This window comes from Gordonia sp. LMA484 (assembly GCF_058129505.1).
Map to the genome: position 1 here is coordinate 6,021,097 of NZ_CM176700.1, position 19,488 is coordinate 6,040,584.

Consider the following 19,488-nt stretch of genomic DNA (forward strand, 5'->3'; position numbering starts at 1 on the left):
ACGGCTTAGGGCTGCCACCACGGGCGCAGCGGAAGATCGTTGCCACCCTTGTCGTCGAGCTTCGTCGCCAGCACATGGTGCAGCTGGATGATGTCGCGCTCGAAGCCGATCCGGCAGCCGGCCATGTACAGGCCCCACAGCCGTGCGGTGCCCTCGCCGACCTCGTCGACGGCCTCGTCCCAGTGCTCCACCAGGTTTCGGTTCCAGTCGCGCAGGGTCATCGCGTAGTGGTCGCGGAAGTTCTCCTCGTGGACCACTTCCATGCCGCCGATGTCCTGCAACTTGGAGATGATCTTGCCGGAGCCGGTCAGCTCGCCATCGGGGAACACGTAGCGGTCGATGAAGGAACCTGCTCGCGCGTTGCGACCGTTGTCGGGACGGGTGATGCAGTGATTCAACAGCATTCCGCCCACGCGAAGCCGATCCCGGATGAACTTGAAGTATGCCGGGTAGTTGGCGACGCCGATGTGCTCGGTGAGTCCGATGGACGAGACCGCGTCGAAGCCGGTCTCGGTGATATCGCGGTAGTCGCTGTGACGGACCTCGGCAAGGTCGGTCAGTCCTTCATCGACTATCGCCTTCTGCGCCCATTCGGCCTGTTCGGCGGACAAGGTCGCGCCGATCACGTGTACCCCGCGACGTGCCGCGTAGCGGACCATTCCACCCCAGCCGCAACCGATGTCGAGGAGACGGTCACCGGGCTTGAGGCGCAGTTTGTCGAAGATCAGGCGGTACTTGTTGTCCTGCGCGGCTTCCAGCGAGGCCTCGAGTTCCGGGTAGACCGCGCACGTATAGGTCATCGACGGTCCGAGCACCCACTCGTAGAAGGTGTTGGAGACGTCGTAGTGATGGTGGATGACCTCCGCGTCACGAGCGCGGCTGTGCCGCAGACCCTCCGCGAATCGGCGCCACCGCGGCAGCGCCTCCTGCGGCGGTGGTGCGATCGGCTTGAAATGCTCGATGCCCAGCGACCGTGCGACGTGCGCCAGGGTCAGCGGTGACGGTCGGACGAAGTTCAGGTCGGACGCGAGAGCGCGCAGTGCGCCGTACGGGTCGCCGGGATGGGCGCCGACGAGCTCGAGGTCACCGGCGATGTAAGCGCGAGCCAGACCCAGATCGCCGGGTGCGGTGACGAGATATGTTGTGCCGCGTGAGGTCTTGAGGTTGAGTCCGAACTCGGCGTCCGCCGGTCCGGCGGCACTGCCGTCGTAGGCGGTGATGCGGATGGTGAGGTTGCCGCCCATCAGCGATTCGAAGATCTGCGCCAAAGTCATCTTGCTCGACGAGGTCTCACCGCCGGCATGCAGAGGGCTTTCCTTGAATGTCGTCATTGTCGTTTCACCGCTTTCGCATACAGATCGAGCAGTCGGCCACGCGGGTCGTACTGTTTCTTGAGCAGTCGGTAGCTTTCGCCCCCATAGAGTTCGTCGAACTCGTCCGGGGAGTAGAAGGATTCCGAATACAGCGACTTGTGACCCTCGAGCTCGGCCACCTTACGTTCGATCAACTTGTTGGTGTACCCGGGGTCTTCCGGGTTGACCGGGACCGCGGACCAGAATCCGACATTGACGTAGGTCCGGCGGGGTTCGAGGGGATAGAGCGGCCATGGCCGCACCGGATCCGAACCGGACAGGTTCGGCTCGCGAAGTTGCAACGGGCACAACCAGATCGGCTCGATAGGGACGTTGTCGAGGAACCACTGCACGTAGGCGGTGGTGTTCTCGATCGGGACCTCGATGTCCTGGACGACGCGTTCGCTTGGTGGTTCACCTTTGCGGGCGTTGAGCTTGTCGCCGATGTTGAAGCGGTGGTCGAGGGCGATGAGCTTCCAATAGAAACTGCTGCGCAGCAGCTTCTTCGGCCAGAGCCGGCGGATGCGGGGATTCTGCGCTCCGAACGCGCGTGAACACCAGAACCAGTCGGTGTCCCAGCGCCACAGGTAGTCGTGGATCGTCAAATAGTCGCGGGTCACCCCGCCCGGGTGCTGAATCGACCGGTAGAAAATGTCCATCCCGGTGTAATCGCTGACGGGACCGGGGTCATCGGTCTGTCGTCCGAGGGTCAGGTAGCTCTCCTCGGCCGTGAACACCACACCGTCGAGGTAGTCCACCTGCTCGCCGTCATACGTGCCGTCGGCGATGACGGCCGACATCGTGTCCTGCAGGTCGGTCAGCCGGTCGAAACGCACATGGCGCAGCGCCACATACGGTTGCACGGCTTCGAGTTCGATCTTGAGCCGAACCGAGTAACCGAGCGTGCCATAGGAGTTGGGGAAACCGAAGAACAGGTCGGCGTTCTCGTTGGTCGGTGTGGCGGTGATGATCTCACCATCGCCGGTGAGGATGTCGATCTCGAGCACCGATTCGTGCGGAAGTCCGTTGCGGAACGATGTGCTCTCGATGCCCAGTCCCGTGACGGCGCCCCCGAGGGTGATGGTCTTCAGCTGCGGGACGACCTTGGGGGCCAGGCCGTAGGGCAACGTCGCGGCCACCAGATTCTCGTATGTGCACATGCCGGCGACGTCGGCGGTCTTGGCATCGGCGTCGACCGAGATCACTCGGTCCAGGCCGGAGACGTCCAGGCCGGGATACGGGTTCTTGGCACGCTTACGGAACAGATTCGACGTCTTCTTTGCCAGACGTACCGTCGCACCCGGCGGGATGGCCCGGTAGCTGGCCAAAAGGGTCGCGACACCCTCGTCGAACGCCTGCGCACCCATCTCCAACCGGTCCGAGCTCACTTGGATAGCCTAGGACGTGAGTTTGCCCCCCGCCAATCAGTTCAGAGGAGAGCCCACCGTGGGTCAGGTTTCCGCAACCCAATCGATCGACATCGCCGCCGCGCCGGACGCCGTGGTCGCCGCGCTGTCCGATTACAAAGAGGTGCGTCCGGCGATCCTGCCCTCGCAATATCGCGACTACCAGGTACTCAGCGGCGGCAACGGCGACGGGACCGTCGTGCACTGGATTCTGCAGGCGACCGAGAAACGTCAGCGGGACGTCAAGGCGACGGTGAATGTGGTTCCGGACACGGTCACCGAGAATGACGAGAATTCCTCGATGGTGACCACCTATGTGGTGGCGAAGGCCGGGGCGGGCAGCCGGGTCACCACCACGACGACCTGGAGCGGTGCGGGCGGCATCGGCGGGTTCTTCGAGAAGACATTCGCCCCCAAAGGCCTGAACAGGATCCAGGCCGAACTGCTGGGCAACCTCAAGAAGCGTCTGGAGAGCTGAGCCGCCGCCGTCGCCGTGGAGGCCCCGTCACGCCGCTGCCGGCGCGCGATGGGGTCGACGCCACGCGTGTGGTTCTGCGGTCCGGTCCGGAGCGGACCGTCGCGGAGTGCCTGCTCGCGACGCCGTCTTTGGCGGGACTGACGATCGCTGATCTGGTGTCGCGCGCCGAGCGGGGCGAGATCGTGCACGCGGACGGCCATCCCGTCGAGCTCGAGGGTGCCGCGCAGCTCAACACGTCGGTCTATCTGTACCGCGACCTGCCCGACGAGCCGCCCATCCCCTTTGACCTGCCGATTCTCTACGCCGATGACAATATCGTCGTCGTCGACAAGCCTCATTTCCTGGCGACCATGCCGCGTGGACGGCACGTCACCCAGACCGCGCTCGTGCGTCTGCGCCGGGAGTTGGGCACCGACCTGGTGTCGCCGGCGCATCGCCTGGACCGGTTGACGGCGGGGGTGCTCCTGTTCACCCTTCGCCCCGAGGTCCGTGCCATGTATCAGGCGCTGTTCGCGCAACGTCGCGCGAAGAAGGAGTATCGCGCGTTGGCGCCGGTCCGCGCCGACCTGGCGACCACGGTCACCGTCGCCGACCGCATCGAGAAGACCGCCGGTGACCTGCGCGCACGCGTCGTCGCGGGTGAGGTCAACGCGATCAGCGACATCACTCTCATCGAGCAGGTCGACGACGGCGGCATCTACGAACTGCGGCCGCACACCGGCCGGACTCATCAGCTGCGCATGCACATGGCGCAGCTCGGTGTCGGGATCGTCGGGGACCCGCTGTATCCCGAGATCCGCCCCGACCTGGCCGAACGTCCCGATCACGGCGATTTCAGCGAGCCGCTGCGGTTGGTCGCGCACTCGTTGGAGTTCGAGGACCCGTTGTCAGGGGAGTGGCGGAGGTTCGTTTCTCGGCGGAGCGTTTCCGCTGGTTGAGTAGCCCGGAGCGTTAGCGGAGCGTTAGCGGAGGTCGTATCGAAACCCGGTGGGTGGCGGCGGGATCTCGATACGAGCTCGGCTAGCGCCTCGCTCTACTCGATCAGCGAGAGGTGATGGCTTTGGCTAGCGACCTGCTGTACTCGATCAGCGAGAGGTGATGGCTTCGGCTAGCGCCTCGCTCTACTCGATCAGCGAGAGGTGATGGCTTTGGCTGGCGTCTGGCTGTGCTCGGTCGGCGGGCGATGGTGGCTTGGGCTGGTGTCTTGCTGTGCTCGGTCGGCGGGGGATGGTGGCTTGGGCTGGTGTCTTGCTGTGCTCGGTCGGCGGTTGGGTGCGTCTACCCTGACGACATGGCCATTCAGGCGACGTACGAACGGCACGCCGACCTCGGGTGCGAGGCCGTCGTCTTCATCGACGACGAGTCGATGGCGTGTTTCCAGATCCAGCGGGATCTGATGGGGGGTCCTCGCGCCGACGAGTATTGCGTGACCACCGGCGCGAGCGCGCCGGTCTACGGGGGGATCACTCAGTGGCGACGCGTGGACGACCGGTTCGAATTCGCGCTGACCAGGCGTGCGGGCCGCTTGTTCGGTGACGAGGTGCTCTCGTTCGTCGTCACCCCGGGAGCGGGGGAGAGCGTCGAGGAGCTCGCTGCGCATGTCGAGCGGTTGCTGCGCTGATCCGGCCACTACTCTGGACATCGTGACTCAACCTTTCGACCCCAGCGCACTGTTCGGCGGCGGCGAAGGCGGTGACAACCCGATGGCCGGGTTGTTGGCGCAGGCGCAGCAGATGCAGGAGCAACTGCTGAGCGCCCAGAACGAGATCGCGGCGGCCGAGGTGACCGGATCGGCAGGCAATGGCCTGGTGACGGTGACCGGCAACGGCACCGGCGAGGTCACCGCGGTGACCATCGATCCGAAGGTCGTCGACGCCGACGACGTCGAGACGCTGCAGGACCTGGTCCTCGGCGCGCTCGCCGACCTCTCCACCCAGCGGGAGGCGCTGGCGCAGGAGAAGATGGGGCCGCTCGCCGGGGGACTCGGCGGCGGCATCCCGGGTCTCGGCCAGTAGGCCACCATGTACGAGGGGCCCATCCAGGATCTGATCGACGAGTTGGCCAAGCAGCCCGGACTCGGGCCCAAGGGTGCGCAGCGGATCGCCTTCCACCTCCTGTCGGTGGAGAACAACGAGATCGACCGGCTGATCGCGGCGCTCGGGCGGGTACGTGACGACGTCACCTTCTGCGCCGAATGCGGCAACGTCTCGGCCAACCGGCTGTGCCGGATCTGCTCGGATGCGCGCCGCGATGCGACCAAGATCTGTGTCGTCGAGGAACCCAAGGACGTGCACGCCATCGAGCGGACCAAGGAGTTCAACGGCCGTTACCACGTGCTCGGTGGCGCGCTCGACCCGTTGTCGGGGATCGGGCCCGACCAGCTACGCATTCGGGAACTGCTCAAGCGGCTGGCCAATCAGGCCGACGGCGTCGACGTCACCGAGGTGATCGTCGCGACCGATCCGAACACCGAGGGTGAGGCCACCGCCACCTATCTGCTGCGCATGCTCAAGGATTTCCCCGGCCTGTCGGTCACACGCCTGGCCTCGGGATTGCCGATGGGTGGCGACCTGGAGTTCGCGGACGAACTGACGCTGGGCCGCGCGCTGTCGGGCCGGCGGGTGCTGGCTCAGTAGGTCGCCATGACCGGATACGCGGGCGACGCTGCGTTGACTGTGCCCTCGGCCACCAGCGGGAAGTCCGATCACTCGCGTGAGCGCACGCTCGATCCCGATGTCGCGGCCCGCCTCGACTCGCTCGCTGACGAGATGGAATCGGGGATCGTCGCGATCGACGGCCCATCGGGCGCCGGGAAGTCGACCGTCGCCGATGCGCTGGTGAAGCGGTTACGTGGCCGCGGCACTGGTGTGCAGTTGATCCGTACCGACGATTTTGCGACCTGGGATGATCCGGTGGCGTGGTGGCCGGAGCTGGAAACCGATGTGCTGCAGGCCTTTATCCGCAGGCACGATTATCACTACCGGCCGCGGGTCTGGCGCGACGGTGAACCCGAACCCGGTCGACTGGTGTGGTTGCGGTGGGAGCCGCTGTTGATCATCGAGGGTGTGTCGTCGGCGCGGCGGCGGATCGCCCGGCGGCTCACGCACTCGCTGTGGCTCGACGGCGGTACCGCGCAGGAACGTCTTGAGCGGTCCGTGGCCCGCGACGGCGAACAGTCACGACCGCAGCTCGAACGGTGGCAGCAGTTCGAGCGAGGCTGGTTCGCCGTCGATCGGACCCGGGACAGGTGCCGCGTGCTGGATTGACGTCGGCGGTGTGGCATCGGCGCTACCGTGGGTTGTGGCCTACCGCAGCATTGCCGCGCTCGACGCCGACCTCGTCGACTGCCGCGCCTGCCCGCGGTTGGTGGCATGGCGCGAGCAGATCGCCCGCGACAAGAGGGCCGCGTTCGCCGACCAGACCTATTGGGGTCGACCGGTTCCCGGGTTCGGGCCGCCGGATGCGCGAGTAGTGATCCTGGGTCTGGCTCCCGCCGCCCACGGTGCCAATCGCACCGGACGGATGTTCACCGGTGATCAGAGTGGCGACGTGCTGTTCCGTGCGCTGTATGACGTGGGCCTGGCGAGCCGGCCGACCGCGGTGTCCGCCGACGACGGGATGCAACTGTTCGGCGTCCGGATGACCGCTCCGGTCCGGTGCGCTCCGCCACAGAACAAGCCGACCGTCGCGGAGCGTGACCGTTGCGCGCAGTGGTTGGACGCCGAGCTCGCGCTGTTGCTCCCCACCCTGCGATCGGTCGTCGTCCTCGGTGCGTTCGGCTGGCGGTCGGGTCTGCGCGCGTTCGCTGACCTCGGCTGGACCGTCGACCGGCCCAGGCCCAAGTTCGGCCACGGCGCGCGAACCGTGATCCGCCGTGACGGCCGCGAGCTCGTCGTCTTCGGCAGTTACCATGTGAGCCAACACAACACGTTCACCGGACGGCTGACGCCAGAGATGCTCATCGACGTGCTCGTGGCGGCGGCCGAGAATGCGGGATTGGCTGCGCTCGATCGGTAGGCGAAGTGCCCCAACCGATCTGAGCTGAGGTCCGGGTGTCACCAGATCCCCGAGGAACCCCGGAGCGTCGGCGGGTTGTCCAACCGATCCCTGAGGGGCCCCGGAGCGTCGGCGGGGTGTCCAACCGATCCCTGAGGGGCCCCGGAGCGTCGGCGGGTGTCCAACCGATCCCTGAGGGGCCCCGGAGCGTCGGCGGGGTGTCCAACCGATCCCTGAGGGGCCCCGGAGCGTCGGCGGGTGTCCAACCGATCCCTGAGGAACCCCGGAGCGCTAGCGGAGGGGTGTCACGAAGGGCGGCCCTTCGTGACGCATCCTCGCAGGCTCGGACCTCGGGGACCGGGTGGGGACGCTCGCAGGCTCGGACCTCGGGGACCGGGTGGGGACGCTCGCAAGCTCGCTCCTCGGGGACCGGGTGGGGGCGCTCGCAAGCTCGCTCCTCGGGGACCGGGTGGGGGCGCTCGCAAGCTCGCTCCTCGGGGACCGGGTGGGGGCGCTCGCAAGCTCGCTCCTCGGGGACCGGGTGGGGGCGCTCGCACTCTCGCTCCTCGGGGACCGGGTGGGGACGCTCGCAAGCTCGCTCCTCGGGGACCGGGTGGGGGTGCTCGCTCTCGGGCGAGGGGACGCGCGCTCCTCAGGACGCCGGGCTCAGCCCCGACGCCCCGCCGCGAGACGTTCCTTCCGAAGGCGATCCACCTGTGGAAGGTCGAGCGGCGCAAGCGGATCGGTGCCCATGGCGCGCGCGAGCAGGTAGTCGGCGAGTTCGGGGTTGCGGGCCAGAGCGGGACCGTGCATGTAGGTACCCAACACCGAGCCCTGGATGACGCCCTCCGTGCCGTCGCCCACGCCGTTGCCGACGCCGTGTCGAACCCGGGCGAGTGGACGAGCATCGGAGCCGAGAGTCGTTCCGCCGCGATGGTTCTCGAATCCGGACAGTGGAGCGCTGAGCCCGTCGACAGCGGGCTCGGTGATCAACTCACCGATGCTGCGCTTCGCCTGGGGGGACGTGGTCAGGTCGAACAGCGAAATCCCTTCCACCCGTTCACCGGCCGACGTCTCGTACCAATGACCCAGGACCTGGATGGCCGCGCAGATGGCCAGCACGGGCCGCCCCGCCGCGGCCGCCCGCTGCAGACCTGGATAGCGGGTGAGGTGGCGCGTGGCGAGCCGCTGGGCGTAGTCCTCGGCGCCACCGAGTGTGTACACGTCCAGCGAGTCGGGTACCTCGTCGTCGAGGGTGATCTGGATGATCTCGGCGTCGATCCCGCGCATCAGCGCCCGCTGGCGCAGAACCAACGCGTTGCCGCCGTCGCCGTAGGTGCCCATGACGTCGGGCAGGACCAGGCCGATCCGCACGGTCGACTCGCTCATTCGTCGGCCCCCCGTCGCGCGCGCTCGGCGCGTTCCAGTGCGACGCCGAGATCGCGGAACGCGGTGTAGTTCGCGAGCACCTCGACCCGACCGGGCGGGCACGACGCGATCGCCTTCATCGGGTCCGGGATGGTGGTGTGCTCGGCGCCGGCGTACAGCAACCGCACCGAGAGGTCGGCGGCACGCTCACCTGCGGCGACGACCTGCATCGTCTCGAACGCCTCGAATCGCACATCCCACAGCCAGGAGAGGTCCTCGCCGTCGGGCACCTGGCCGTTGACCGCGATGACCAGACCGTCAGCGTCCTGATCGATCATCGACAACGCCTCTTGCCAGCCGGCCGGGTTCTTGGCCAGCAGGGTGCGCACGGAGTGGTTGCCGACCTGATGGATGCCGTAGCGGCCTGCGACCTCGCCGACGGTGCCGACCGCCGCGACCGCCTTGGCGGGGTCGGCGCCCATGGCCACGGCCGCCGCCACGGCCTGCGTCGCGTTGCCCCGGTTTGCGCGGCCGGGCACCGACAACGACATCGGCGAACTGAATCCATCAGGGCCGTAGATGTTCTCGTCGTCGAACCACCAGTCGGGGGTGGGGCGTCGGAACTTCTCGTCGCCGCTGGAGCGCCAGTCGTCGCCGGATCGGATGATCGGCTCGCCGGTCCGCGGACAGCTCACCGAGTCACCGACCCACCCCGCGCCGGCCGCAACCCATACGACGTCGGCGGCGTCGAATGCGGCGGAGGTGACCAGCACGTCATCGCAGTTGGCGACGATCGTCATCGACGGGTGGCGCGCGATTCCCTCACGCAGGCGCCGTTCGATCATGTTGATCTCGCCGACGCGGTCGAGCTGATCCCGCGACAGGTTCAGCATGACGAGAACCTGGGGGTCGACGGCATCGCTCACGCCCGGCACGTGCAGTTCGTCGACCTCGAGTGCGCAGATGGGGGCGGGTCGATGCAGCGTGAGGGTGGCGATGATGCCGGCGTCCATGTTGGCGCCGTCGGCCTGGGTGGCCACCTCGCCCAGTTCAGAGAGGGCGGCCGCGGTCATCCGCGTGGTCGTCGACTTCCCGTTTGTGCCGGTGACCAGGGCAGTGCGCTTGCCTGCTGCCAGCCGACCCATGATGTTCGGATCGATCTTGGCGGCGACCAGGCCGCCGATCATCGAACCCTTCCCGCGACCTGCGGTTCGCGACGCCCATCGGGCCGTGGCCGCGGCGGCCAGCGCGACGTGGGTGCGCATGGGTGTTCTCACGCGGTCGGGCATGCAGAAGAGTCTGACACAGCCGACCACGTGCAGCGCGACCGCGCGACGCCGGTATTGTCGCGCACGTGAGTCAGGCCACACAGACCCAAGCGTCGTTTGCCACCCGTGTTCAACACGCCGTCATGCGGGGCGTCGGGCACCTTCCGCCCGCAGTGCTGCACTTCGCCGGCCGCTGGAGCCGCACCAACTCCGCCGGGGACCGGTTGTCGCCGGAAATGGCGTTGACCGGGTACCTGGCGGAGAAGGTTCCCGCTCTGTCCCTCACGGGGAAGACGCCCGAGGGCGCCCGGGCCGATCTGGCCCAGACCGCTCTCACCCTCTCCGAGAAACTGCCGGCGTTGGCGGTGGAAGAGGATCTCAAGATCGACGGCCCCGGTGGGACCATTGCGGCGACCCGCTACCGCGCCCACGTCGACTCGGTTGGCATCGTCGTGTTCTTCCACGGCGGCGGCTTCGTCCTCGGGGATCGGGCCAGTCACGACAACCTGGTGCGACGCCTGGCGCTCTCGACGGGCGCGGACATCCTCTCGGTCGACTACCGGCTGGCCCCCGAGAACCCCTTCCCCGCGGCCGTCGACGACGCGGTCGCCGCGTGGCGGTTCGCCATTGCCAACGCCCCGAAGTGGGGTGTATCCGCAGATCGCATCGCCGTGGCCGGTGACAGCGCCGGCGGCAACCTGAGTGCGGTCGTCGCACAGCAGGTCCGTGACGATGACGTCACGCCGTGCCTGCAGATGCTCATCTACCCGGTCACCGACGTGACGACGAAGACCGGGTCGAGGCTGGAGTTCGCCGCCGGTTTCTACCTCACCGAGGAGGGCATGGACTGGTTCACCGACCACTACGTCCCGGCTGTCGAACAGCGCTCCGACCCGCGGGTGTCACCGCTGCTGGCCGACGACCTGTCCGGCCTCGCACCGGCCCATGTGGTCGTCGCCGGCTTCGACCCGCTGCGCGATGAGGGCATCGCCTACGCCGATCGGTTGCAGCAAGCCGGCGTCCCGGTCACGCTCGACCGTGCCGGTGGCCTCATCCACGGTTTCGCGAACATGACCCTGATCAGCCCCGATGCCCGCGCGGCTGTCGATCGGATCGGAGCGGTGCTCGCCGCGTCGATGCGCTGAGGGTGCGTCGAGAACCACCGGATCTGAGGCCGGAACGGGGAGTTTCGCGACGGATCGCGGCGCGGCCAGCACCCCGGCCGCGCACCCCGCGATCACCGTCGCTGCGCCCACCAGCTCGACCAGCGTCGGATCCTCGCCCAGGAACAGCCAGGCGGCGGTGATGCCGACGACCGGCACCAGCAGCGACATCGGCGCGACCCGGCTCGCCGGGTACTTCGACATCAGATGGGTCCACAGTCCGGAGCCGGCCACCGTGCCGAGGAGCACGGTGTAGGCGAGTCCGGCCAGCGCCAGCGCGCCGCTACGCGAATCCAGTGTCGCCAGGGACGCGACCCCGGCGGTCGGTCCGTCGAACACCAGGCTCATCAACAGGAACGGGATCGGTGGGACGACCGACATCCACAGGGTCATGCGCAGGGCGTCGTCGGGTCGACTGAGGCGACTGCCGATGTTGCCGAACGCCCACCCGAGCCCGCCGAGAACGGTGAGGATCATCGGCACGACCGCCGCGATGCCGATCGCGCTCTGGGTGGCACGGTCGATGCCGATGATCACCATACCGATCACCGCGACGGTTATACCGATGACCTGCAGCGGGGTCATCCGTTCGCGCAGGAACAGCACGCCCAGGATCACCGTGAACGGCGCCGAGGTCTGCAGAACCAGCGAGGCGAGGCCGGTCGGCATGCCGAGATGCATGGCGAGGAACAGGAACGCGAACTGCAGGATGCCGAACCCGACCGCGTACAGCAGAAACCACCGGAATTCGACGCGCGGGAACTTCACGAACAGCACAACCGGAATCGCCATCACCGCGAAGCGCAGGAAGGCGCAGAAGAACGGCGGGAAATGGTCGAGGCTGAGGTGAATGGCGATGAAGTTCAGCCCCCACAGCACCACCACGGAGAGTCCGAGGAGTCGATCGCGATTGGTCACGACGTCCATCGTGCTGGCAGATTAAGTCCAGAACAATCGAATTAAATCGGACCAATAATGTAGAAAATCTTAACTATTTCTGATGACGATCAGACCGCGGTGCGGCCGCCGTCGACGGGAACGATCGCGCCATGCATGAACCCGGAGCCTTCACCGGCCAGAAAGCAGATCGTCTGCGCGATCTCTCTCGGGTCGGCCACGCGACGGGCGGGCGACATCTTCGCCAGTCGGGCCAACCCGTCGTCGCCGAATGCGTCGGCTGTTCCCTCGGTCAATGTCGGTCCCGGTGCGACGGCGTTGACCCGCACGCCGCGTGGGCCGAACTCGGCGGCCCAGGACTTGGTCAACAGGTTCAGGGCCGCCTTGCTCGAGGCATAGACCGCCGATCCGGGAGCCCCGAACGACGCGACCATGGTGCTCACGTTCACGATCACGCCGTGCCCACGCTCGACCATCGTCGGCGCCAATGCGGCCACCAGGTAGAACGGCGCCTTCACGTTCACGGCGAAGCAGGAATCGAAATCTGCCTCAGCGATCGCGGGCGTCGGCCCCATCGGGCCGATCGCCGCGTTGTTGATCAGGATGTCGACATGACCGGCGGTGTCGATCGCCCGCGTGGCCAGGCCTGCACAGTCGCGAGCGTCGGCGAGGTCGGCGGCCAGGAACTCGGCGGTGCCGCCGGCCGCCCCGATCGCCTCGACGGTGGCCCGGCCGCGATCCGGATCGCGGCCGCTGGCCAGCACATGAGCCCCACCCTCCGCCAACAACAGTGCCGTCGCCCGACCGATGCCGCTCGTCGCACCGGTCACCAGCGCGACTTTGCCCCCGAATGACATGACGACCACATAACCACGGAACGCGACCAGCGGGATGTCGTAAGCGGAAATCTGCACGCCGTCAGTGGCAAACGGAATTCCATCGGGGGTGGCGCTGTCATCCGTCTTGGGGCGACAGCTTGTCGATGAGTTCCAAGCCTTTTTCCGCCCAGGCGATCTCGGACATCCCGCGATCGATCAGCCCTTCATAGGCGAAGGCCTTGTAGGCGATGATCCGCTCGTGGTCCTCGGCAGGATACTTCTGCAGGCGTTTCGCGATGCTCGGATGTGTCGCGTCGATGATCGACTCGCGCATCACTGTCCACCGCTCGACCTGTTCCCGATAGTGCTCGATGTGACGGCGGAGATGGTCGCGGGCCCGGTCGGGGTCGGCCCATTCGTAATACGCGGCCTGCATGTGCACGGGATCGCGGACCGGCTGGTAGTCGAGCGAGGTGTTCATCCACTCACGTAGCGCCTGCAGTCCCTCGTCGGTGATCGAATACTGCGTCTTGGTGCTCCGGGGTCCCCATCGGACCTGCTCGCCGACGACGAGTCCGTCCTTCTCCATTCGGCGCAGTTCGGGATAGATCTGCGAATCGGGGGCGTGCCAGACATGGCCGACGGAGGCCTCGAACCGCTTCGCGGCGTCGTAGCCGGTGATCGGTTCGGCCGTCAGCATCGCGAGCAGGGCGTGACGCAGGCTCATGGGTCCATTCAACGTCAGCGCACTCACTCTTGCCAAAGACTATGTAGATAGTTATTGTGTGTGCCACGTCACCGACTATCTATCGACGTAGTGAGTGACACTCGCGATGCACCGAAGGAGGACCTCCCATGACCGATCTGAGCCCGTCCGGGGCAACGGCGAAGAACATGACCTATCCGCTCGACGCCTGGTACGTGGCGGCCTGGGATCACGAGGTGGGCCGCTCGGAGATCGTGGCGCGAACCGTTGCCGGGAAGCCGATGGCGCTCTATCGGACCACCGAGGGGCGGCCGGTCGCATTGGCCGACGCTTGCTGGCATCGCCTGGCGCCGCTGTCGATGGGAACCCTCGTCGGAGCCGACGGAGTTCAGTGCCCCTATCACGGACTGCAGTTCAACTCGGCAGGCCGCTGCACCAAGATGCCGGCGCAGGAGACGATCAATCCGTCGGCGATGGTCGCGTCCTATCCGGTCGTGCAGCGCCACCGGTTCGTCTGGGTGTGGCCGGGAGATCCGACCCAGGCGGATCCGTCGACGATCCCCGACATGTTCCAGATGGACTCACCGGACTGGGCCGGCGATGGTCGCACCATCGACGTACAGGCGAATTATCAACTCGTGCTCGACAATCTGATGGACCTGACCCACGAAGAGTTTGTGCACTCATCGTCGATCGGGCAGGACGAACTGAGCGAATCCGGCTTCGTCGTGACGCATGACGAACGCACTGTCACGGTGTCCCGCTGGATGCACGACATCGAGGCACCGCCGTTCTGGCGCAAGAACATGCGCGACAAGTTCCCCGGGTTCGAGGGCAACGTCGACCGGTGGCAGATCATCGAGTTCCAGGCGCCGTCGACCATTCGTATCGACGTGGGTGTCGCCCGCGCCGGCACCGGTGCGCCCGAGGGCGACCGCAGCCAGGGGGTGAACGGGTTCGTGATGAACACCATCACGCCTGTCGATGAGCGCACGGCACTGTACTTCTGGGCGTTCATGCGCGACTACTGCCTCGACAGTCAGCTCATCACCACCCAGCTCCGCGAGGGCGTGCACGGTGTCTTCGGTGAGGACGAGGCCATGCTGACGGCGCAGCAGAAAGCGATCGAGGCCAACCCCGATCACGAGTTCTACAACCTCAACATCGACGCCGGCGGCATGTGGGTGCGACGGATCATCCAACGGATGGTCGAGGCGGAACGCGCGATCGCCACCGGGGTGCAGGTCCTCGGGGCGGGTCGTTGACATGGCCGCGATGAATCAGCCCGAATGGCTGCGTGGACAGGTCGTCTCGGTCGAGATGGCGGCCGACGCCATCGCCCGCATCACCATCGCGACCAACGTGCCGACGCGTGCGCAGCCGGGATGTCACGTGGATGTGCGTCTGCCCGGTGGCGACCTCCGTTCCTACTCGGTTGTCGCCGGAGCGCCGGACGGTCACGGCGTGACACTCGGTGTGCGCCGGTCGCCGACGTCGCGCGGTGGGTCGGAGTACATGCACTCGCTGCGCCCCGGTGACAGTGTCGACGTGACGGTCCCCATGCAGAACTTCCCGTTGCGAGTCGGTGCCGCGCGCTACGTGTTGGTGGCAGGCGGTGTCGGGATCACCGCGATGGTCGCGATGGGCGAGGTCCTGCGCAAGCTCGGCGCCGACTACCGCTTCGTGTATGTCGGGCGCAGCCGATCGGCGATGGCCTTCATCGACGAGCTCACTGCGACGCATGGCGACCGCCTCGAGATCTACGCGAACGACGTAGGTGGCGTTCTCGACGTGCCCGAGTTGACGCGCGGAATCGATTCGGAGACAGAGCTGTACATGTGCGGACCCATTCGGCTGATGGATGCCGTCCGCCGTGCATGGCTCGATCGGTCGCTTCCGCCCACCAACCTGCGCTACGAAACCTTCGGCAGCAGTGGTTGGTTCGATCCCGAGGAGTTCGTCGTCCGGGTGCCCGGACTGGGCATCGAGACGACTGTCGGCACCGGGGAGTCATTGCTCGATGCCCTCGAACGTGCCGGCGTCGACATGATGTTCGATTGCCGCAAGGGCGAATGCGGCCTGTGTCTGGTCGACGTCGAATCCGTCGACGGGACCATCGATCACCGCGACGTCTTCTTCAGCGAGGCGCAGAAGACGTCCTCGAACCAACTGTGTGCCTGCGTCTCGCGCGTGGCAACCGCACCGAGCTGTGCGGGGACCCGACATCGCGCCGGCCTCACCCTGAACCTCACCTGATTCCCGACCCCGAAACCTGAAGGACACGAGATGGATCTACGTTCTCGCATCGACATGTCGCCGATGCGCCCCTATCAATGGCTGGTCGTCGCCCTGTGCGTCGTGTTGAACATCCTCGACGGATTCGACGTGATGGCGATGGCCTTCACCGCGAAGAGTATCAAGTCGGAGTTCGCGTTGAGCGGCGCCGCGATCGGCGTCCTGATGAGCGCGGGTCTGGTCGGGATGGCCATCGGTGCGATGGCTCTCGGGCCGGTGGCCGACCGAATCGGCCGGCGACCGTTGATCCTGACATCCGTCGCGCTGGCCGCGCTCGGCACCGCACTGTCGGCGACCGCCGCAGCGCCCTGGCAGCTCGGTGTCTGGCGGGTGCTGACCGGACTCGGTATCGGCGGAATCCTGGCGTCCACCACGGTGATCGCCAGCGAGTACTCATCGTCGCGCTGGCGCGGCCTGGCTATCAGCGTCTACACGGCGGGATACGGCGTCGGAGCCACCCTGGGAGGACTCGCAGCCGTTGGTCTGCAGGCCGAATATGGTTGGCGCGCTGTCTTCGTCGTGGGTGCAGCCCTCACCGGATTCATCCTCGTGATCCTGATCGCGCTGCTGCCGGAGTCGATCGACTACCTGGCCTTGCGCGCACGGCCCGGTGACCTCGACCGCGTCAACCGGATCGCACGTCGTCTCGGACAGAGCCCCATCGCCGCCTTCACCCCTGCGACGGAGCGCACCGCTGTGCGGAGCGGACGGATCGGAGATCTGTTCGCCGCGGGCAGGGCACGCGGGACAGTCCTTCTGTGGGCCGCCTTCTTCGCGACGATGTACGGCTTCTACTTCGTCAACTCCTGGACGCCGTCCCTGCTCGAGACCGCCGGCCTGACCAAGGATCAGAGCGCCACCGCCGGAATGATGCTCACCCTGGGCGGCACTGTCGGTTCGGTGATCTTCGGGGTGATGGCCAGTCGTTGGGCCGCACGCACCGTGCTGATCGGATTCACTCTGTTCGCAGCGGGATTCATGGTCGTGTTCATCGTCTCGATCTCGATGCTCGCGGTCGCCTTCGCGCTCGGTGTGCTCATCGGCGGCCTGATCAACGGATGCATCGCGGGGCTCTACACACTGGCGCCGGGCCTGTACGGGTCGCACATCAGGACCACCGGTGTCGGCTGGGCGATCGGAATCGGTCGTGCCGGAGCAATTCTCGCTCCGTCCGTCACCGGCGCGCTCCTGGACTCGGGATGGAGCCCGCGTCAGCTCTACTTCGGCGTCGCCGGTGTAGTGGTCCTCGCCGCAGTCGCGCTGCTCGCCATGCGCCGGACCGATGAACCGGCGGCTGCGGCGGAGCCGGTCCCGGTCGCCTCTGCGTAGCAACAGCGCGCACCTCGGGACCGCCCGCCCGCTGTCGAGCGAGCTAGCGGAGGACTCAACTCCGCTCCCTGAGGAGGTCCGGAGCGAAGAACCCAAGCCCCGCTCCCTGAGCGGAGGAGGTCCGGAGCGAAGGACCCAAGCCCCGCTCCCTGAGGAGGTCCGGAGCGCTAGCGGTGCGCTAGCGGAGGACCGTCACGAAGGGGCGCCCTTCGTGACGCATCCTCGCAAGCTCGGAGGCTCCTCAGGGAGCGGGTGGGACGCATCCTCGGGGACGTGGTGACGCCCGCGAGCCGCGCTTCGGGTCTCCTCCTGGTCCGGGTGGTAACGCTCGCCGGCTGGTCCGGGGTTCTGCAGCTCAGATAGCTGAGCAACCAGCCTGCGCCGTCAGCGCCAGCCCAGCTCCGGCGCCACATGGGTGAGGATCGACTCGATCACGTGGGCGTTGTAGTCGACGCCGAGCTGGTTCGGCACGGTCAGCAGGAGCGTGTCGGCCGCGGCGATCGCCTCGTCCTCGCGGAGTTGCTCGATCAGCTTGTCCGGCTCGTCGGCGTAACTGCGCCCGAACCGTGCGACGGCATTGTCGATGACGCCGACCTGGTCCTGTTCGCTGCCACCACGGCCGAAGTACGCGCGATCGCGATCATCGGTGATCGCGAAGATGCTGCGGCTGACCGACACCCGGGGTTCGCGGGTGTGCCCGGCGTCGGTCCAGGCCTTGCGGAACCGCTCGATCTGCTCGGCCTGCAACTGGTGGAAGGGCACACCGGTGTCCTCGGTCAGCAGCGTCGAGCTCATCAGGTTCATGCCCTGCCCTGCGGTCCACTCGGCGGTTGCGCGGGTACCCGCGCCCCACCAGATGCGGTCACGCAGGCCGGGGGACTGCGGCTCGATGGGCAGTGGGCCGGGCGGGTTCGGGAACATCGGCCGGGGATTCGGTTGTGCGAAGCCACCTCCCGTGATGACCTTGAGGAACACGTCGGTGTGCTGACGTGCCATGTCGGCGTCGGTCGAGCCCTCCGGTGGTACATAGCCGAAGTATTTGTAGCCCTCGATGACCTGTTCGGGGGACCCCCGGCTGATGCCCAGTTGCAGGCGCCCGCCGGAGATGAGGTCTGCGGCACCCGCGTCCTCGGCCATGTACAGCGGGTTCTCGTAGCGCATGTCGATGACACCCGTGCCGATCTCGATGCGGTCGGTCTTGGCGCCGATCGCCGACAGCAGCGGGAATGGCGACGCGAGCTGGCGAGCGAAATGGTGCACCCGGAAGTAGGCACCGTCGGCGCCGAGTTCTTCCGCCGCGACGGCGAGGTCGACGGACTGCAGCAATGCGTCCGACCCGGACCGCACCTGCGACCCCGGCGAGTCCGACCAGTGTCCGAAGGAAAGAAAGCCGATGTTCTTCATGATCTGTTAAATGGTACTCCGGTCCGTTTGATTCCCGGGCTCTGCTCGATGACGAACAGCGCGGTACCGGCCGGCCGGGGCGCAGTAGCTTTGGGCGCATGGATGTGAAGCGGCTGCGGCTGCTGCGGGAGTTCGCCGATCGCGGGTCGATCGGCGCGGTGGCCGATGCCATGCACATGACGCCCTCGGCGGTGTCGCAGCAACTGAAGGTGCTGGCCAAGGAGGCGGGTGTCGAGTTGCTGGCGCAGGACGGCCGGCGGATCCGGTTGACCGATGCGGGTCGGGCGTTGGTGCTGCGGGCCGACGAGGTGATCGCCGCGGTCGACCGCGCGCAGGAGGAGATGGACGGATACCGGTCGGGCAAGGCCTCGGTACGGTTGGCCATGTTTCCGTCCGGGGCGGCGCTCCTGCTGCCCGGAGTGCTGGACCGGGCCGCGGAGTCGGGTATCGATGTGCACGCATCCGAACTCGACGTCGGTTATCCCGACGCTGCTCCCGCGCTGGCCGATTTCGCCATCGTCGTGACCCATCGTGATGAGCGAACGGCGCCCGTCCGGGAGCCGCGGGTCACGGTGACCGAACTGATGCGTGAACCGGTTGATGTCGTGGTGGCCGTGCATTCCGAGTTCGCCGATCGCGACGGGATCGAGGTCGGCGACCTGGCCGACTGCGACTGGATCAGTGTCGAAGGCGGCTTTCCGGTCGATGATGTGCTGTTGTCGATCTCGGCGATCACCGGCGTCGCACCACGCGTCACGCAACGGATGCTGGACTTCGGCACGATCCAGTCGATCGTGGCCGCGAATCACGGGATCGCACTGATCCCGCGCTTCGCGGTACGACATCCGGGTGTGAAACCGTTGACGCTCAAAGGGGTTCGTGCGGCGCGAGTGTACGAAGCGCTGACCCGGCCGTCGCCGCGGCAGTCGGTGTCCCGTGTCGTCGAGCACCTGACGGAGGCGGCTGGGAGTGTGTGGTCGTCTGGCAGGTAGGTTCACCGTTCGGTCC

19 protein-coding genes and 1 pseudogene are annotated in these 19,488 nt (G+C 66.9%); 12 read left to right on the forward strand and 8 right to left on the reverse strand.

Features of this window, described 5'->3' with window-relative positions:
- Positions 1-5: 5 nt before the first annotated feature.
- Together AC4AMJ_RS26770 and AC4AMJ_RS26775 are read right to left on the reverse strand one after the other, a co-directional pair.
- Positions 6-1,331, reverse strand: a complete 1,326-nt coding sequence (locus tag AC4AMJ_RS26770; RefSeq protein WP_489898155.1) for a class I SAM-dependent methyltransferase — start codon at positions 1,329-1,331, stop codon at positions 6-8.
- Complete coding sequence (locus tag AC4AMJ_RS26775) at positions 1,328-2,719, reverse strand: FAD-binding oxidoreductase (protein ID WP_489918521.1); 1,392 nt, start codon at positions 2,717-2,719, stop codon at positions 1,328-1,330. Before AC4AMJ_RS26775 ends, AC4AMJ_RS26770 begins: the two co-directional genes overlap by 4 nt.
- Positions 2,720-2,798: 79 nt before the next feature.
- On the opposite strand from AC4AMJ_RS26775, the gene AC4AMJ_RS26780 reads away from it, so the two are divergent.
- The 7 genes from AC4AMJ_RS26780 to AC4AMJ_RS26810 all read left to right on the forward strand — a co-directional run bounded on the left by AC4AMJ_RS26780 (position 2,799) and on the right by AC4AMJ_RS26810 (position 7,253).
- Complete coding sequence (locus AC4AMJ_RS26780) at positions 2,799-3,236, forward strand: SRPBCC family protein (protein WP_489915943.1); 438 nt, start codon at positions 2,799-2,801, stop codon at positions 3,234-3,236.
- 35 nt (positions 3,237-3,271) lie between these two features.
- Positions 3,272-4,174 carry a pseudouridine synthase gene (locus tag AC4AMJ_RS26785; protein WP_489918522.1) on the forward strand — a complete coding sequence of 301 codons (903 nt, stop codon included), beginning with the start codon at positions 3,272-3,274 and terminating at the stop codon, positions 4,172-4,174.
- Between the two features lie 353 nt (positions 4,175-4,527).
- Complete coding sequence (locus AC4AMJ_RS26790) at positions 4,528-4,857, forward strand: hypothetical protein (RefSeq protein ID WP_489915945.1); 330 nt, start codon at positions 4,528-4,530, stop codon at positions 4,855-4,857.
- The gene (locus AC4AMJ_RS26795) at positions 4,835-5,251 is read left to right on the forward strand and encodes a YbaB/EbfC family nucleoid-associated protein (protein WP_489915947.1); all 417 of its coding nucleotides are present in this window, start codon (positions 4,835-4,837) and stop codon (positions 5,249-5,251) included. The genes AC4AMJ_RS26790 and AC4AMJ_RS26795 overlap by 23 nt, the downstream gene beginning before the upstream one ends.
- A 6-nt stretch (positions 5,252-5,257) precedes the next feature.
- On the forward strand, positions 5,258-5,872 hold the full coding sequence (recR, locus tag AC4AMJ_RS26800) for a recombination mediator RecR (protein ID WP_489915949.1): 615 nt from the start codon (positions 5,258-5,260) through the stop codon (positions 5,870-5,872).
- A 132-nt stretch (positions 5,873-6,004) separates the two neighbouring features.
- Entirely contained in the window at positions 6,005-6,502 is a 498-nt protein-coding gene (locus AC4AMJ_RS26805; protein ID WP_489918523.1) for a uridine kinase family protein, read from the forward strand.
- A gap of 34 nt (positions 6,503-6,536) precedes the next feature.
- Positions 6,537-7,253: a uracil-DNA glycosylase gene (locus AC4AMJ_RS26810; RefSeq protein WP_489918524.1), complete on the forward strand. Its 717-nt coding sequence runs from the start codon at positions 6,537-6,539 to the stop codon at positions 7,251-7,253.
- 645 nt (positions 7,254-7,898) lie between these two features.
- Here the strand turns inward: AC4AMJ_RS26810 and AC4AMJ_RS26815 are convergent.
- Positions 7,899-8,621, reverse strand: a complete 723-nt coding sequence (locus AC4AMJ_RS26815; protein WP_489915951.1) for a type 1 glutamine amidotransferase — start codon at positions 8,619-8,621, stop codon at positions 7,899-7,901.
- Positions 8,618-9,889, reverse strand: a complete 1,272-nt coding sequence (locus AC4AMJ_RS26820; RefSeq protein WP_489915953.1) for a MurT ligase domain-containing protein — start codon at positions 9,887-9,889, stop codon at positions 8,618-8,620. The genes AC4AMJ_RS26815 and AC4AMJ_RS26820 overlap by 4 nt, the downstream gene beginning before the upstream one ends.
- Positions 9,890-10,104: 215 nt before the next feature.
- Between AC4AMJ_RS26820 and AC4AMJ_RS26825 the strand changes: the two are divergent.
- Positions 10,105-10,875, forward strand: a pseudogene (locus tag AC4AMJ_RS26825) (alpha/beta hydrolase); the annotation flags it as partial.
- Here the strand turns inward: AC4AMJ_RS26825 and AC4AMJ_RS26830 are convergent.
- The 3 genes from AC4AMJ_RS26830 to AC4AMJ_RS26840 all read right to left on the reverse strand — a co-directional run bounded on the left by AC4AMJ_RS26830 (position 10,771) and on the right by AC4AMJ_RS26840 (position 13,473).
- Positions 10,771-11,949 carry an EamA family transporter gene (locus AC4AMJ_RS26830; RefSeq protein WP_489915955.1) on the reverse strand — a complete coding sequence of 393 codons (1,179 nt, stop codon included), beginning with the start codon at positions 11,947-11,949 and terminating at the stop codon, positions 10,771-10,773. The pseudogene AC4AMJ_RS26825 and the gene AC4AMJ_RS26830 overlap by 105 nt on opposite strands.
- An 89-nt stretch (positions 11,950-12,038) precedes the next feature.
- On the reverse strand, positions 12,039-12,842 hold the full coding sequence (locus tag AC4AMJ_RS26835; protein WP_489915957.1) for an SDR family NAD(P)-dependent oxidoreductase: 804 nt from the start codon (positions 12,840-12,842) through the stop codon (positions 12,039-12,041).
- A gap of 40 nt (positions 12,843-12,882) precedes the next feature.
- Positions 12,883-13,473, reverse strand: a complete 591-nt coding sequence (locus AC4AMJ_RS26840) for a PadR family transcriptional regulator (protein WP_489915959.1) — start codon at positions 13,471-13,473, stop codon at positions 12,883-12,885.
- A gap of 128 nt (positions 13,474-13,601) precedes the next feature.
- On the opposite strand from AC4AMJ_RS26840, the gene AC4AMJ_RS26845 reads away from it, so the two are divergent.
- From AC4AMJ_RS26845 to AC4AMJ_RS26855, 3 genes are read left to right on the forward strand one after another with little or no spacing between them, the layout of a single operon-like run.
- Positions 13,602-14,717: an aromatic ring-hydroxylating dioxygenase subunit alpha gene (locus AC4AMJ_RS26845; protein WP_489915961.1), complete on the forward strand. Its 1,116-nt coding sequence runs from the start codon at positions 13,602-13,604 to the stop codon at positions 14,715-14,717.
- 1 nt (position 14,718) lies between these two features.
- On the forward strand, positions 14,719-15,708 hold the full coding sequence (locus AC4AMJ_RS26850) for a PDR/VanB family oxidoreductase (RefSeq protein WP_489915963.1): 990 nt from the start codon (positions 14,719-14,721) through the stop codon (positions 15,706-15,708).
- 30 nt (positions 15,709-15,738) lie between these two features.
- Positions 15,739-17,076: an MFS transporter gene (locus AC4AMJ_RS26855; RefSeq protein ID WP_489915965.1), complete on the forward strand. Its 1,338-nt coding sequence runs from the start codon at positions 15,739-15,741 to the stop codon at positions 17,074-17,076.
- Between the two features lie 384 nt (positions 17,077-17,460).
- Here the strand turns inward: AC4AMJ_RS26855 and AC4AMJ_RS26860 are convergent, their stop codons facing one another.
- Positions 17,461-18,480 carry an LLM class flavin-dependent oxidoreductase gene (locus AC4AMJ_RS26860; protein WP_489915967.1) on the reverse strand — a complete coding sequence of 340 codons (1,020 nt, stop codon included), beginning with the start codon at positions 18,478-18,480 and terminating at the stop codon, positions 17,461-17,463.
- Positions 18,481-18,578: 98 nt separating this feature from the next.
- Here AC4AMJ_RS26860 and AC4AMJ_RS26865 point away from each other — a divergent pair, with 98 nt between their 5' ends.
- Complete coding sequence (locus tag AC4AMJ_RS26865; protein WP_489915969.1) at positions 18,579-19,472, forward strand: LysR family transcriptional regulator; 894 nt, start codon at positions 18,579-18,581, stop codon at positions 19,470-19,472.
- Positions 19,473-19,488: the final 16 nt, after the last annotated feature.